Raw genomic sequence first — 13,308 nt, 5'->3', positions numbered from 1 at the left:
TTCATCGTGGTATTTCGATGGGGGTGGGCGTACCTTCCTTATCGCTGTCGAATACGATCAGGACCCGCAGTCCGGCGGAAGTCGCGCCCAACGGCAGCAGTCCCTCCGGCTTTCGCTTTGGATCGAACGGGAGTTCCTTCAATAGCCGTACGGTCTCGGACGCTCCGTCCCAAGAATATATTGCGTAGGCTCCCGGCCCGTCCGCAACAGGACCGGCCAGGATGAGGGTGCGATCGCCGAACGCGGCGAGATCGCGTACACCCCTGTTGTCACCGAGCGGAAGTCGGAACAGCCGGTGAGTCGTGCTTTTTCGATCACCGAACAGCGCGTCTATCTCTACCGAGAGGACGACGGCGCGATTGTCGTTCAAGACGGGGCCCCGGAATCCTGCGAGCAACGTCCGATCGTCCTTGATCGCCACGCCCTCGATGGTCAAGCCGTTCTTCTCCAGCCTGATATCCATGAACTCGAGAAGCGCAGGTTCGGCCGCGATGACCTCTCGCAATTGCCCCGTACGCTCAAGGCCCGACGCATTGCCATCTGCCCCCGTCGTGCGGAACCGAACGATCTGGCTGCTTGCGGCAATCCTGGCCCGAATCTTATCGACATCTTTCTTGGGGTCGAGCTTGTGGTCCTTGTCCCGCGGATGACCATGCGAGCCGATGACGTAATACTGCCGTTTGGAGAAGGCGACGCCCTCGCCATCAAGTTCGAGCGCCTTGCCATTGAACGTGTTGTCGATCAACTTCACGGGGCTTCCGGCGACGAGCTTGCCGTCGGTCAATTCGATGAATTGAGCGCCCTGGAGATTGTCGTCGATAACGAGGCACGAACGGGGAAACCCATCAGCGGTCGTGCAGGCGATGCCGCTGACATCCTTCGACTTGCCTCCGTCCTTGCCGATCAGCTTGTTCTTGACCGGCCACGCATCGTCGGCCGCAGCAGGAGAAGGCTGCACGCCACCCGCCATCACGAGGCCGAGCAGCAAAGTCGCAATCCATCCTGTTCTGGCAATGGTCATCGAAGCCTCCCTAGAGCGGCAGTCGGGCCAGACCAAGCCATCCAGCTCCATCACAGGATGATGCCGCCAATCCCTTGCGAAGCTCTCACGCAAGCGAACGTTGACCGGCTTGCCGCCGGTCGATCCGTCAAACATGGAAGAGCAACAGATGGAAGAGGAGAAGCTAGAAACCTGGCCTGGACGAAACGTCGTATCAAAAAAGGATCGAACCGAATGCCTCGGTCCCAAATACATCATTCATATCTCAGGTTGTATTGTTGCAGACAACTCGGCGTTGTCAACACGCTTTCTGCCGCACGTGGAGCCGGCGGTGAAAGGTCTCATGAATACGGGTTGATCAGCTTCTGCTGCTCGGCGCTGTGGTGCACGAGCAGGTCGATGAAGGTCCTCACTTTCGCCGACAGATGATGACGATGCGGATAGACCGCGTTCATGGAGAGCTCGACCGTCCGATATTCCGGCAACAGGCGCACGAGGCGGCCAGCTTCGAGATCATCCTGAATGAGGAACCCCGCCATCAGGCAGATTGCGGCGCCCTCCAGCGCGACCTCGCGCAGCGCTTCTCCGCTATTGGTGACGAAGCTGCCGGAGACGCGCACCGAGGCCGGCGTGCCCTTGCGATCGAGGAAGCGCCATTCGTCGCCGAACGGATAGTTCAAGTGCCGACCACAATTGTGCCCGGTGAGCTCGTCGAGCTTCTGCACCCGGCCGTGCTTCTCGATGTAATCGTGGGAGCAGCACAGCACGTGGCGCCAGGTGGCAAGGCTGCGCACGATCAGGCTTGAATCCGGTGGCTGTGTCATGCGCAGGGCAACGTCATAGCCTTCTTCGATGAGGTCGACCTCGGCCTCGCCCATGCGCAGATCGATCTTGAGCTCCGGATAGGTCGACAGCAGTTTGGCCGCAATCGGCGCGACGAACGGCACCATGTGCGTGGCGACGTGAATGCGCAGCGTGCCGCGCGGCACCGACTGCAATTCGCTCGCGATGTCGTCGGCCTGTTCGATATCGGCGAGAATCTGGACGCAGCGGTCGTAATAGGCCTTCCCGATCTCGGTCAGATTGACCTTGCGCGTGGTGCGGTGAAGCAGCCGCACCCCGAGCCGGTCTTCCAATGCCTGCACGTGATTGCTCACCATGGTGGTCGACATGTTGAGCTTGCGGGCTGCTGCGGAGAAGCCGCCGGTCTCGACCACCCGGCTGAACACTTCGAGGCTGGTCAGTCGATCCATGGCTTTCCTTGCACTGGGATGTGCGCCTCAGCAGCAATCGCGCTGGCGTAGCCGCGCGCCTGCCCCGGTAAACATCACGAGCCAGGGTGACCGCTCAGATTATCCACCCTGAATGGATAATCCTTCCAGAATCTAGCCGATTATCATCCGGGCCAGCAAGACCGATAGTCTCAGCGAGCCGACAGGAGACTGCAATGTCCGAAATGCCCCGCACTGAGACCTTCCAGCAAGCCACTGAAATCACGCGCGATTACGCCAAGGCGCCGTCCGCTATCCCGGCGCGGAACAGGGTCCGGCGCGCGGCCTTGGTGCTCGCGCTGCTCGCAGGCACTGCGACCATGGCCTACTACGGACACGATTACTGGGCTAACGGCCGCTACCTTGAATCCACCGACGACGCCTATGTGAAGGCGGACTCCACGATCGTCGCGCCGAAGGTCTCCGGCTACATCGCCAAGGTGCTGGTCGGCGACAATGAGAAGGTTCAGGCGGGCCAGCTGCTGGCCAAGATCGACGACCGCGATTTCAAGGCGGCACTCGACCAGGCGAAAGCCGACGTCGCTGCCGGCGAAGCCTCGGTCCGCAACATCGACGCCCAGCTCGAACTGCAGCAGCCGATCATTGAACAGAGCACCGCCGACGTCGCCGCTGCAGAAGCCAATCTGAAATTCGCGCAGGAGGAGCGCGCCCGCTACGACGACCTCATGAAGTCGGGCTCCGGCACGATCCAGCGCGCGCAGCAGACCGACGCGGCGCTGCGCGCCAGCAGTGCGCAATTGCAGCATGCCAAGTCCGGCCTCGTCGCCGCGCAGCGCAAGGTCGACGTGCTCACCACCCAGCGCGCTCAGGCCACCGCCCAGCTCGAACGCGCCCGCGCGGTCGCGCAGCAGGCGGCGCTGAACCTGTCCTATACCGAGATCATCGCGCCGGTGGACGGCACGGTCGGCGCCCGCAGCTTGCGTGTCGGCCAATACGTGCAGGCCGGCACGCAATTGATGGCGGTGGTGCCGCTCGACGCCGTCTACGTCGTCGCCAATTTCAAGGAGACCCAGCTCACGCATGTGCGGCCGGGCCAGCCGGTCGAGCTGCACGTCGACAGCTTCCGCAACATCAGCCTGCGCGGCCATGTCGACAGCCTGTCGCCGGCGAGCGGGCTCGAATTCGCACTGCTGCCGCCCGACAACGCCACCGGCAACTTCACCAAGATCGTGCAGCGCGTTCCGGTGAAGATCGTGCTCGACGACCACAGCCTCACCGGCTTGCTGCGGCCCGGCATGTCTGCGGTGCCGACCGTCGACACCAAACAGGCAGTGCTGGCCGAGCGGGAGACGGCCAAGCGTCTCGCCGGCAGTACGTCCCGCGCGAATGGCGGTTGAAACCATGAGCACGCTCCAACCAACGGTCGACGCCGCTGCCGGCCTCCCCGCCCCCGCTGCACCCCTCGCGCCCGCGGTGTCGACAAAAACCTGGATCGCGGTGATCGGCGCCACGCTCGGCGCCTTCATGGCGGTTCTGAACATCCAGATCGTCAACGCCTCGCTCGCGGACATCCAGGGCGCGATCGGCGCCGGCATCGACGACGGCGGCTGGATCTCGACCTCCTATTTGATCGCCGAGATCGTGGTCATCCCGCTGTCGGGCTGGCTCGCGCAGGTGTTCTCGATCCGCATCTATCTCCTCACCAACGCGATCCTGTTCCTGGTTCTGTCCGCGGCCTGCGCACTGGCGCAGGATCTGTCGCAGATGATCGTGCTGCGTGCCATCCAGGGCTTCACCGGCGGCGTGCTGATCCCGATGGCCTTCACGCTGATCATCATGCTGCTGCCGCGCGCCAAGCAGCCGGTCGGCCTTGCGCTGTTCGCGCTGTCGGCGACTTTCGCGCCGGCGATCGGCCCGACCATCGGCGGCTATCTCACCGAGAATTTCGGCTGGCAATACATCTTCTACGTCAACCTGGTTCCCGGCGCGATCATGGTCGGCATGCTCTGGTACGCGCTCGAGCCCAAGCCGATGAAGCTGGCGCTGCTTCGCGAGGGCGACTGGGCCGGCATCATCACCATGGCGATCGGCCTGTCCGCGCTCCAGACTGTGCTGGAGGAAGGCAACAAGGACGACTGGTTCGGCTCGCCGTTCATCGTCAAGCTCTCGATCATCGCCGCTGTTGCGCTGACGGCATTCCTGATCATCGAGCTCACGGTGAAGAAGCCACTGCTCAATCTGCGTCTGCTCGTGCGCCGCAATTTCGGCTTCGGCATGCTCGCGAACTTCCTGCTCGGCATTGCACTCTACGGCTCCGTGTTCATCCTGCCGCAATATCTGGCGCGTATTCAGGGCTACAATGCCGAGCAGATCGGCATGGTGCTGGCCTGGACCGGGCTGCCGCAACTCGTGCTGATCCCGCTGGTGCCGCGCCTGATGCAGAAGTTCGATGCGCGGATCATCATCGGCGTCGGCTTCGTTCTGTTCGCAGCATCCAACTTCATGAACATCAACATGACCAACGACTATGCCGCCGACCAGCTGCTGTGGCCCAATATCGTGCGCGCCATCGGCCAGGCGCTGGTGATGGCGCCGTTGTCGGCGGTCGCGACCGCAGGCATCGAAGCGGAGAATGCGGGCTCGGCCTCGGGCCTGTTCAACATGATGCGCAATCTCGGCGGCGCCGTCGGCATCGCGCTGCTGCAAACCGTGCTGTCCAAGCGCGAGCAATATCACTCCAACGTGCTGATGCAGTCGGTCTCTGTGTTCGAAGAGGCCACGCGCACGCGGCTCGAGCAGCTCACGCAATATTTCGTCAATCACGGCGTTATCGACCGTGCGGACGCCGCGCATCGCGCCTATGTCGCGATCGGCCATACCGTGCAGAAGCAGGCCTATATCTTCGCCTTCAGCGATACGTTCTACCTGCTCGGAATGGCGCTGATCGTCGCTCTCATCGCCGTATTCTTTCTGAAGAGGCCCGGCCAAGTCTCGGCCGGCGGAGCCCACTGACCCAACCAAAGAAAAGGAGAACGACCATGAAGCCCCGCATGAACTACTACCAGGCCGCGCCCGATACGATCAAAGCGCTGGTGGCGCTTGAGCAGCAGATCCAGTCGACCGGCCTGGAGAAATCGCTGATCGAGCTGGTCAAGATCCGGGCCTCGCAGATCAACGGCTGCGCCTTCTGCATCAACATGCACACCGAGGACGCCCGCAAGCGCGGCGAGACCGAGCAGCGCATCTACCTGCTCAACGCCTGGCGCGAATCCCCGCTCTATTCCGGCCGTGAGCGCGCCGCGCTGGCCTGGACCGAAGCGGTGACGCTGATCGCCGAGACGCATGCGCCAGACGAGACTTACGAACAGGTCCGCGCGCAGTTCTCCGAAGAGGAGACGGTGAACCTGACCATGCTGATCGGTGCCATCAACGCCTGGAACAGGATCGCGATCGCGTTCCGCGCCGTGCATTCGGTGAAGGTGAAGGCGTCAGTGGCTTAAACCGACGGCAACGGACGGTCTCGTAGGGTGGGCAAAGCGTAAGCGTGCCCACCATTCTTCAGCAAAAACGTGAGAAGGCGTGGGCACGGCGCAAGCGCGCCTTTGCTCACCCTACGACAGCTACCTATGCCGCTTACACCGCCGTCGCCTTGGCGAAGTCCACGTAGATCTCGCGCAGGCGCGTCGCCATCGGGCCGGGCTTGCCGTCGCCGATCGTCTTGCCGTCGATGGCGACCACCGGCTGCACGAAGGAGGATGCGCTGGTGATGAAGGCTTCCTTGGCGGCGAGCGCTTCGGCGACCGTGAAGGAGCGTTCCTCGACGCGCAGCTGGCGCTCCTCGGCAAGCGCAATCACGGCCTTGCGGGTGCAGCCGGGCAGGATCGCGTTGGAGTTCTGGCGGGTGACGATGACGTCATCCTTGGTCAGGATGAATGCCGTGGACGAGCCGCCTTCGGTCACATAGCCGTCCTGCAGCATCCAGGCTTCGCCGGCGCCGGCTTCCGCAGCGGCCTGCTTTGCCAGCACCTGCGCCAGCAGCGCCACGCTTTTGATGTCGCGCCGCTCCCAGCGGATGTCGGGCACCGTGATGACATTGATGCCGGTCTTGGCCACCGCGGCGTTGATGATGTCCTTCTCGGACGTGAACATCACCAGGCTCGACCTGACGTCGGACTTGGGAAACGGGAAGTCGCGCCCCTTGTCGGCGCCGCGCGTCACCTGGAGATAGACGAGGCCGTTCACGAGATTGTTGCGCGCGATCAGCTCCTTCTGCAGCTCGGTGATGCGCTCGATGGTCTCCGGCAGCTTCAACTTGATCTCGCCGACGGACCGCTCCAGCCGCGCCAGATGCGAAGCATTGTCGACCAGCTTGCCATCGAGGACGGCCGAGACCTCGTAGATGCCGTCGGCGAACAGGAAGCCGCGATCGAGCACCGAGATCTTGGCTTCCGAGAGCGGGACGAATGAGCCGTTGACGTAGGCGATCGAGTCCAAGGCAGATCTCCTGGGGAGGGGGAATTTGGCGCGCTTATACGCCAGTTAGAGGGACGGATCATCCCTCTATTTGTCATTCCGGGGCGGCGCGAAGCGACGAGCCCGGAATCCATAACCCCGGCTGGTGACTATGGATTCCGGGCCCGCGCCAAGGCGCGTCCCGGAATGACAGAGGAGTTAATGCGACAGAATCTTCGACAAGAACTTCTGCGCGCGGTCGCTGCGGGGCTTGCCGAAGAAATCGTCCTTCGCTGCGTCCTCGACGATCTCGCCGCGGTCCATGAAGATGACGCGGTTGGCGACCTTGCGGGCAAAACCCATCTCGTGGGTGACGACCATCATGGTCATGCCCTCGCGGGCGAGATCGACCATGACGTCGAGAACCTCGCTGACCATTTCCGGATCGAGCGCCGAGGTCGGCTCGTCGAACAGCATCACGATCGGATCCATTGCGAGCGCGCGCGCGATGGCGACGCGCTGCTGCTGGCCGCCGGAGAGCTGCGCCGGGAATTTCTGCGCCTGCTCCTTCAAGCCGACGCGCTCGAGCAGCTGCACGGCCTTGGCCTGCGCCTTGTCATGCCCCCTGCCCAGCACCTTCTCCTGCGCCAGGCAGAGATTGTCGATGATCTTAAGGTGCGGAAACAGCTCGAAATGCTGGAACACCATGCCGACGCGCGAGCGCAGCTTCGGCAGATCGGTCTTGGGATCGTTGACCTTGGTGCCGTCGACCAGGATGTCGCCGCTCTGGAACGGCTCCAGCGCATTGACGCATTTGATCAGCGTCGACTTGCCCGAGCCGGAGGGGCCGCAGACCACGACGACCTCGCCCTTGGTGACATTGGTGGTGCAGTCGGTCAGCACCTGGAAGGTGGGGCTGTACCATTTGTTGACGTGGCTGATTTCGATCATGAGCGGGGAGCCCTAGCGAATGATGGCGATGCGCGCCTGGAGGCGGCGGACGCCGTAGGACGCGATACAGGAGATGGTGAAGTAGACCACGGCGGCGAACAGATACATTTCGACCAGGCGGCCGTCACGCTGCGCCACCTTGCTCGCCGCGCCCAGGAAGTCGGTGATCGACAGGACGTAGACCAGCGAGGTGTCCTGGAACAGCACGATGGTCTGCGTGATCAGCACCGGCAGCATATTGCGGAAGGCCTGCGGCAGCACGACGTAGCGCATGGTCTGCGCGTAGGTCAGCCCCAGCGCGCTGGCCGCGGCCGGCTGGCCGCGCGAGATCGACTGGATGCCGGCGCGCATGATCTCGGAGAAATATGCCGCCTCGAACATGATGAAAGTGACGAGCGAGGACGTGAACGCGCCGACGCTGATCGGACGCGAGGCGCCTGTCACCCACTGCCCGATATAGGGCACCAGGAAGTAGAACCAGAAGATCACCAGCACCAGCGGCAGCGAGCGCATGAAGTCGACATAGATGCCGGCGATGCGGCCCAGAATCTTGAATCCGGACAGGCGCATCAGGGCGAGCGCCGTGCCGAAGACTAGGCCGCCGAGAGCTGCGAGGAAGGTCAGCGTCAGCGTGAACGTCATGCCCTCGTAGAACAGATACGGCAGCGCGCGGCGGATGACATCGAAATCGAGATTGCCGAACATCGCTTATTTCCCCGTGATGTAGCCGGGGATCGCGACCCAGCGCTCGAGGAAGCGCATCGCGGTCACGACGACGGCGTTGACGAGGAGATAGAGGATGGTCGCGGCGGTGAAGGCCTCGAACACCTGGAACGAGAATTCCTGCATCGAGCGCGCCTGTCCGGTCAGCTCGAGCAGGCCGATGGTGATGGCGACCGCGGTGTTCTTGATGGTGTTGAGGAATTCAGACGTCAGCGGCGGCAGGATGATGCGGAAGGCCATCGGCAGCAGCACGTAGCGATAGCCCTGCACGGTGGTCAGGCCGAGCGCAGTCGCCGCCATCTTCTGCCCGCGCGGCAGCGAGGAGATGCCGGCCTGCAGCTGCACGGCTACGCGCGCCGACATGAAGAAGCCGACCCCGATCGCCGCCGTCCAGAACGGCGCGTTCGGCAATTGCTTCAGCCACAGCCCGGCCGCCCTCGGCAGAATTTCCGGCAGCACGAAAAACCACAGGAAGAGCTGCACCAGAAGCGGCATGTTGCGGAAGAATTCGACGTAGGCGAAGCCGAACCAATTGGCGCCCTTCGACGGCAGCGTGCGCATGACGCCGACGATCGAGCCTGTGATCAGCGCGATCACCCAGGCCAGCGCCGCGGTCTTGAGGGTCAGCGCCAGCCCCGACAGCAGCATGTCGAGGTAGGTGCCGGTCCCCATCGGATTCGGCTGGAAGAAGATTCCCCAGTTCCAGTTGTAGTTCACGTGTCCCCCGCGCGAACGCGCCCGTCATTGGACGTCTTGAGCGCCTATGCAAATGTCCGGCCACCCTGGTGTCAAGAGTGGCCGGACATGATCCCGATCGAAAAATCGAGGTTTTATCTTACTTGTAGTCGTCCGGGTTCGGCGAGTCCGTCGGCTTGGCGAACTCGTTCTTCAGCTCGGCCGAGATCGGCGTGTTGAGGTTCAGGCCCTTCGGCGGGATCTTCTGGGTGAACCACTTGTTGTAGATCTTCTCGGCCTCGCCGGAGGTGTAGAGCGCGGCGGTCGCCGCATCAACCACCTTCTTGAAGGCGGGATCGTCCTTGCGCAGCATGATGCCGTAGGGCTCGGGCTTGGAGAACGCGTCCTTGGAGATAACGTAGTCGTCCGGGTTCTTCGAACCGGCGACGAGGCTCGCCAGCAAGATGTCGTCCATGACGAAGGCGACCGCGCGGTCGGTCTCGACCATCAGGAAGGCTTCGGCATGATCCTTGGCCGGAATGATGTTAGCGCCGAGGCCCTTGGCGACATTGGCTTCGGTGAGCTGCTTAATGTTGGTGGTGCCGGCGGTCGAGACCACGGTCTTGCCCTTGAGGTCATCGATCGACTTCAGGCCGCTCGACTTCTTGAAGACATAGCGGCTGGCGGTCAGGTAGTGGGTGTTGGTGAAGGCGACCTGCTTCTGGCGCTCGGCATTGTTGGTGGTCGAGCCGCATTCGAGGTCGATGGTGCCGTTGGCCATCAGCGGGATACGGGTCGCCGAGGTCACCGGGTTGAGCTTGACCTCGAGCTTGTCGAGCTTGAGCTCCTTCTTCACGGCCTCGACGATCTTGTAGCAGATGTCCATCGCGAAGCCGACCGGCTTCTGGTTGTCGTCAAGATAGGAGAACGGGATCGAGGAATCGCGGAAACCGAGCGTGATGGCGCCGGTGTCCTTGATGTTCTTCAGCGTGCCGGTCAGCTCCTGGGCCCCGGCCTGGCTGACGACGAAGGTCGCGGCGAGCGCGAGTCCGATGTGACGGAAATGTTTCACGTTTTTCTTCCCCTTTCGGATGATGCGGCCCGGATGCAAGCACAAATCGGGCCGGATTAGAATGTAACTTTCGGCTGGATCATCGGCTCAGGTTAACGGGCCAGTCGGTGGCTTTGGCAACTCGCCGAGATCCCAGAACAGCCCGGCCATCACCGTCAAGGCCTCTTCGGTCAATGGCAGCAGGATGTGCTCATTGGGCGCATGCTGGGAGCAGCCGGGATAGGAATGCGGCACCCAGATCGTCGGCAGTCCCAGGATCTCGGAAAACACGTCGTTGGGCAGCGAACCGCCGAAATTCGGCAGCACGGCCGGCGCCTTGCCGGTGGTCTCTCGCACCGAATCCGCCGCCCATTTGATCCACGGGCTGTCGAAATCGGTGCGCGATGCAGCAAAACTCTGCGCCGCGCGCACCTCGACCATCGGAAAACCGCGTCCGACCAGATGCGCGCGGACAGCGTCGATCAGCCCCTCAACCTTCGTCCCGACCACGAAACGCAGTTGCAGCACGGCATTGGCCTGGCCCGGAATCGCGTTGGCCGGCTTCTCGATATTGCCTGAGGACATCGCCAGCACTTCCAGCGTGTTCCAGGCGTAGAGCCGTTCAGCGGCCGATAGACCCTCCTCGCCCCAATTTTCGGCCAGCGCCGGCTCGTCCGCAGTCGGCACCACCTCGACGTCGGCGAGATAGGAGCGGATCTGGTTGGTCAGCCGCGGCGGCTTCAAGGCATCGAGCTGGAGACGGCCGTGGCCGTCGACCAGGGTGGAGATCGCGTTGACCAGGATGGTCGCGGGGTTGGCGAGCACGCCGCCCCAATTGCCGGAATGGTGACCGCCGTCGCGCAAGTTCACGTCGAGATGGATGCGGATGCCTCCACGACAGCCGAGAAACAGCGTCGGCCGATCGGCCGAGAGGCGCGGCCCGTCGGAGGCCATGAACAGGTCGGCCTTGAGCGCGTCGCGATGGAGATCGCAGACCTTGCCGAGATCGGGCGAGCCGATCTCCTCGCCCATCTCGATGATGAACTTGGCGTTGAAGCCGAGCTTACCGCCGCGCGCCTCGCGCACCGCACGCAGCGCGGCCATATTGATGCTGTGCTGCCCCTTGTTGTCGGCGGTGCCGCGGCCATAGAGGCGCGTCCCGGAAGCATTGGTGCGCCAGGGATCCCGGCCATCACGCCACTCGCCTTCCATGCCGTCGACGACATCGCCATGGCCGTAGACCAGCACGGTCGGCAGCGAGGCGCTCTCGTGATGCTCGGCGAACAGGAATGGCGCCTTGCCGCTCGGGGATTCGACGATGCGGCTGGAAAAATCGAGCGCGGCGAAAGCCGGCTGCATCTCCTGCTCCAGATAGGCACGCAGCTCGGGGCCGCGCTGCGGATTCTGACTCTCGGTCTTGTAGGCGACGCGGCGGTCGAGTTCAGCGAGGAACGCGCCGGAGTTGAAATCCTCACGGGCGCGGGCGATGGCGTCGGCTCTGGTCATACTTGCTTTTCGAGACTGTGAAGGACCTTACCCGAGGCGGGTTGGCCTTCGAAAGTGGCGGGGACTCGGATAGTTCTTGTAGTTCGCTTCTTGTAGGTCTCTTCTCGTGGTCCTCTTGGGATTTCGTTCTTGCTTCCTTGAGACTGGCTTGCCAGGCACAGCTGCGACGCTGACTTTGGCTTTGCCAAGCGCAAGCCTTCTATCTTGGCCCTTGCCAAGGGCCAATTATATGCAAGAACTTCGCCAAGTTGGGGCGCACATCTATCATTCGAAGAGCGCTCAGTACAGGGCGCCGAGGGACCAGCATGGCCAAAGAGATCAGGCTCAACGCCTTTGCGATGAATTGCGTCGCACACCAGTCACCGGGCCTGTGGACCCATCCGCGCGACCGTACCGCCGAGTATAACCGCCTGTCCTACTGGATCGATCTCGCCAAGACGCTGGAGCGCGGCCGTTTCGACGGGCTGTTCCTGGCCGACGTGCTTGGCGTCTATGACGTGTATGGCAACAGCCCTGACGCAGCCTTGCGCAATGCAGCGCAGACGCCGTCGAACGAGCCGCTGCTGCTGCTGTCGGCGATGGCGGCGGTGACGCAAAATCTCGGCTTCGGCGTCACCAGCAATCTGTCCTTCGAGCCGCCCTATCCGTTCGCACGGCGGATGTCGACGCTCGATCACCTCACCGAGGGGCGGATCGGCTGGAACGTCGTCACCGGCTATCTCGACAGCGCCGCGCGCGGTGCCGGCAAGGACAAGCAGACCGGCCATGACGACCGCTACGACATCGCCGACGAATATATGGAGGTCGTCTACAAGCTCTGGGAAGGCAGCTGGGAGGACGATGCCGTGCTGCGCGACCGCAAGCGCGGCATCTTCACCGACCCGGCAAAAGTTCATCGCGTCAATCATGCGGGCGCGAACTACCGCATCAACAACACCATTCACCTCAGCGAGCCCTCGCCGCAGCGCACGCCCGTGCTGTACCAGGCCGGCACCTCGCCGCGCGGCCGGCAGTTCGCGGCCAGGCACGCCGAGTGCGTGTTCATGTCGGGACCGTCAGCCAAGGTGATCGCGCCGCGCGTCTCCGCGATCCGGCAGGAGGCGGCCGCACTCGGCCGCGATCCGGCGGAGATCCTGATGTTCTCGATGATGACGATCATCCTCGGACGGACGGAAGCCGAGGCGAAGGAAAAATACGCCGACTACCGCCGCCACATCAGCCCAGAAGGCGCGCTGGCGCTGATGTCGGGATGGACCGGCGTCGACTTCTCCGGCTACGACCTCGACCAGCAGGTGCGCCACGTCCAGAACGATGCCGGCCGCAGCGCCATGGACAACGTCACCCGCGCCGACCCTGACCGCGTCTGGACCGTGCGCGACGTCATCGAGCATGTCGGCATCGGCGGCGCCGGCCCGGTCGTGGTCGGCACGCCCGAGATGGTCGCCGACAAGATCGAGGACTGGTTCGAGAAGACCGACGTCGACGGCCTCAACGTCGCCTTCGCGATCTCGCCCGGCGATTTCGAGGATATCGCCGACATGCTGGTGCCCGAGCTGACGCGGCGCGGAAGGTACAAGAGCGAGTACGCCAAGGGCACGTTGCGGGAAAAACTGTTCGGCGAGGGCCGCGCGCGCCTCGACGCGCCGCATCCCGCGGCGGAGTATCGCGTGGGGAAGAAGGGGTAGGCGGAAGATCGCGCCACAGCCAGGCTGTCGTCC

The 13,308-nt window shown here is 63.3% G+C and carries 13 protein-coding genes; 5 read left to right on the top strand and 8 right to left on the bottom strand.

Annotated features, from left to right (window positions below; genetic code table 11):
* Position 1: 1 nt before the first annotated feature.
* A complete protein-coding gene (locus I6F09_RS07890; RefSeq protein WP_225187821.1) occupies positions 2-1,021 on the bottom strand; it encodes a DUF3616 domain-containing protein in 1,020 nt (339 codons plus the stop codon).
* A 100-nt stretch (positions 1,022-1,121) separates the two neighbouring features.
* Between I6F09_RS07890 and I6F09_RS07885 the strand changes: the two genes are divergently transcribed.
* Positions 1,122-1,358, top strand: coding sequence for a hypothetical protein (locus tag I6F09_RS07885; protein ID WP_225187820.1), 237 nt, complete (start codon positions 1,122-1,124; stop codon positions 1,356-1,358).
* Here the strand turns inward: I6F09_RS07885 and I6F09_RS07880 are convergent.
* On the bottom strand, positions 1,342-2,253 hold the full coding sequence (locus I6F09_RS07880; RefSeq protein ID WP_035997299.1) for a LysR family transcriptional regulator: 912 nt from the start codon (positions 2,251-2,253) through the stop codon (positions 1,342-1,344). The genes I6F09_RS07885 and I6F09_RS07880 overlap by 17 nt on opposite strands.
* 194 nt (positions 2,254-2,447) lie before the next feature.
* Here I6F09_RS07880 and I6F09_RS07875 point away from each other — a divergent pair, with 194 nt between their 5' ends.
* Genes I6F09_RS07875 through I6F09_RS07865 form a run of 3 tightly spaced genes read left to right on the top strand, consistent with a single transcriptional unit; the run spans position 2,448 to position 5,732 of the window.
* Positions 2,448-3,629 carry an HlyD family secretion protein gene (locus tag I6F09_RS07875; RefSeq protein WP_225187819.1) on the top strand — a complete coding sequence of 394 codons (1,182 nt, stop codon included), beginning with the start codon at positions 2,448-2,450 and terminating at the stop codon, positions 3,627-3,629.
* A gap of 4 nt (positions 3,630-3,633) precedes the next feature.
* Positions 3,634-5,244, top strand: coding sequence for an MDR family MFS transporter (locus I6F09_RS07870; RefSeq protein ID WP_225187818.1), 1,611 nt, complete (start codon positions 3,634-3,636; stop codon positions 5,242-5,244).
* 26 nt (positions 5,245-5,270) lie between these two features.
* Positions 5,271-5,732, top strand: a complete 462-nt coding sequence (locus tag I6F09_RS07865) for a carboxymuconolactone decarboxylase family protein (protein WP_225187817.1) — start codon at positions 5,271-5,273, stop codon at positions 5,730-5,732.
* A gap of 133 nt (positions 5,733-5,865) precedes the next feature.
* On the opposite strand, the gene I6F09_RS07860 is transcribed toward I6F09_RS07865, so the two are convergent.
* From I6F09_RS07860 to I6F09_RS07835, 6 genes are all read right to left on the bottom strand, one after another.
* Positions 5,866-6,726, bottom strand: coding sequence for a D-amino-acid transaminase (locus I6F09_RS07860; RefSeq protein WP_225187816.1), 861 nt, complete (start codon positions 6,724-6,726; stop codon positions 5,866-5,868).
* A gap of 177 nt (positions 6,727-6,903) precedes the next feature.
* Positions 6,904-7,635, bottom strand: a complete 732-nt coding sequence (locus I6F09_RS07855; RefSeq protein ID WP_036036333.1) for an amino acid ABC transporter ATP-binding protein — start codon at positions 7,633-7,635, stop codon at positions 6,904-6,906.
* Positions 7,636-7,647: 12 nt separating this feature from the next.
* Positions 7,648-8,340, bottom strand: a complete 693-nt coding sequence (locus I6F09_RS07850; protein ID WP_128266201.1) for an ABC transporter permease subunit — start codon at positions 8,338-8,340, stop codon at positions 7,648-7,650.
* A 3-nt stretch (positions 8,341-8,343) separates the two neighbouring features.
* Positions 8,344-9,075, bottom strand: a complete 732-nt coding sequence (locus I6F09_RS07845) for an amino acid ABC transporter permease (protein ID WP_035997279.1) — start codon at positions 9,073-9,075, stop codon at positions 8,344-8,346.
* Between the two features lie 118 nt (positions 9,076-9,193).
* Positions 9,194-10,105 (bottom strand): amino acid ABC transporter substrate-binding protein, encoded by a 912-nt coding sequence (locus I6F09_RS07840; RefSeq protein ID WP_225187815.1) that lies wholly within the window; start codon positions 10,103-10,105, stop codon positions 9,194-9,196.
* A gap of 87 nt (positions 10,106-10,192) precedes the next feature.
* Positions 10,193-11,590 carry a M20 family metallopeptidase gene (locus I6F09_RS07835; RefSeq protein ID WP_225187814.1) on the bottom strand — a complete coding sequence of 466 codons (1,398 nt, stop codon included), beginning with the start codon at positions 11,588-11,590 and terminating at the stop codon, positions 10,193-10,195.
* Between the two features lie 305 nt (positions 11,591-11,895).
* Between I6F09_RS07835 and I6F09_RS07830 the strand changes: the two genes are divergently transcribed.
* Positions 11,896-13,275 (top strand): LLM class flavin-dependent oxidoreductase, encoded by a 1,380-nt coding sequence (locus I6F09_RS07830; protein ID WP_225187813.1) that lies wholly within the window; start codon positions 11,896-11,898, stop codon positions 13,273-13,275.
* Positions 13,276-13,308 lie beyond the last annotated feature (33 nt).

Source organism: Bradyrhizobium sp. IC3195, from assembly GCF_020193585.1.
Taxonomy (GTDB): Bacteria; Pseudomonadota; Alphaproteobacteria; order Rhizobiales; family Xanthobacteraceae; genus Bradyrhizobium; species Bradyrhizobium yuanmingense.
This window is presented reverse-complemented; position numbering and strand designations above follow the sequence as displayed.

Excerpts from the sequence above, each read along its gene's own strand:
- I6F09_RS07890 (WP_225187821.1), bottom strand. The coding sequence starts at position 1,021 with ATGACCATTGCCAGAACAGGATGGATTGCGACTTTGCTGCTCGGCCTC.
- I6F09_RS07880 (WP_035997299.1), bottom strand. The coding sequence starts at position 2,253 with ATGGATCGACTGACCAGCCTCGAAGTGTTCAGCCGGGTGGTCGAGACC.
- I6F09_RS07875 (WP_225187819.1), top strand. The coding sequence starts at position 2,448 with ATGTCCGAAATGCCCCGCACTGAGACCTTCCAGCAAGCCACTGAAATC.
- I6F09_RS07870 (WP_225187818.1), top strand. The coding sequence starts at position 3,634 with ATGAGCACGCTCCAACCAACGGTCGACGCCGCTGCCGGCCTCCCCGCC.
- I6F09_RS07865 (WP_225187817.1), top strand. The coding sequence starts at position 5,271 with ATGAAGCCCCGCATGAACTACTACCAGGCCGCGCCCGATACGATCAAA.
- I6F09_RS07855 (WP_036036333.1), bottom strand. The coding sequence starts at position 7,635 with ATGATCGAAATCAGCCACGTCAACAAATGGTACAGCCCCACCTTCCAG.
- I6F09_RS07850 (WP_128266201.1), bottom strand. The coding sequence starts at position 8,340 with ATGTTCGGCAATCTCGATTTCGATGTCATCCGCCGCGCGCTGCCGTAT.
- I6F09_RS07835 (WP_225187814.1), bottom strand. The coding sequence starts at position 11,590 with ATGACCAGAGCCGACGCCATCGCCCGCGCCCGTGAGGATTTCAACTCC.
- I6F09_RS07830 (WP_225187813.1), top strand. The coding sequence starts at position 11,896 with ATGGCCAAAGAGATCAGGCTCAACGCCTTTGCGATGAATTGCGTCGCA.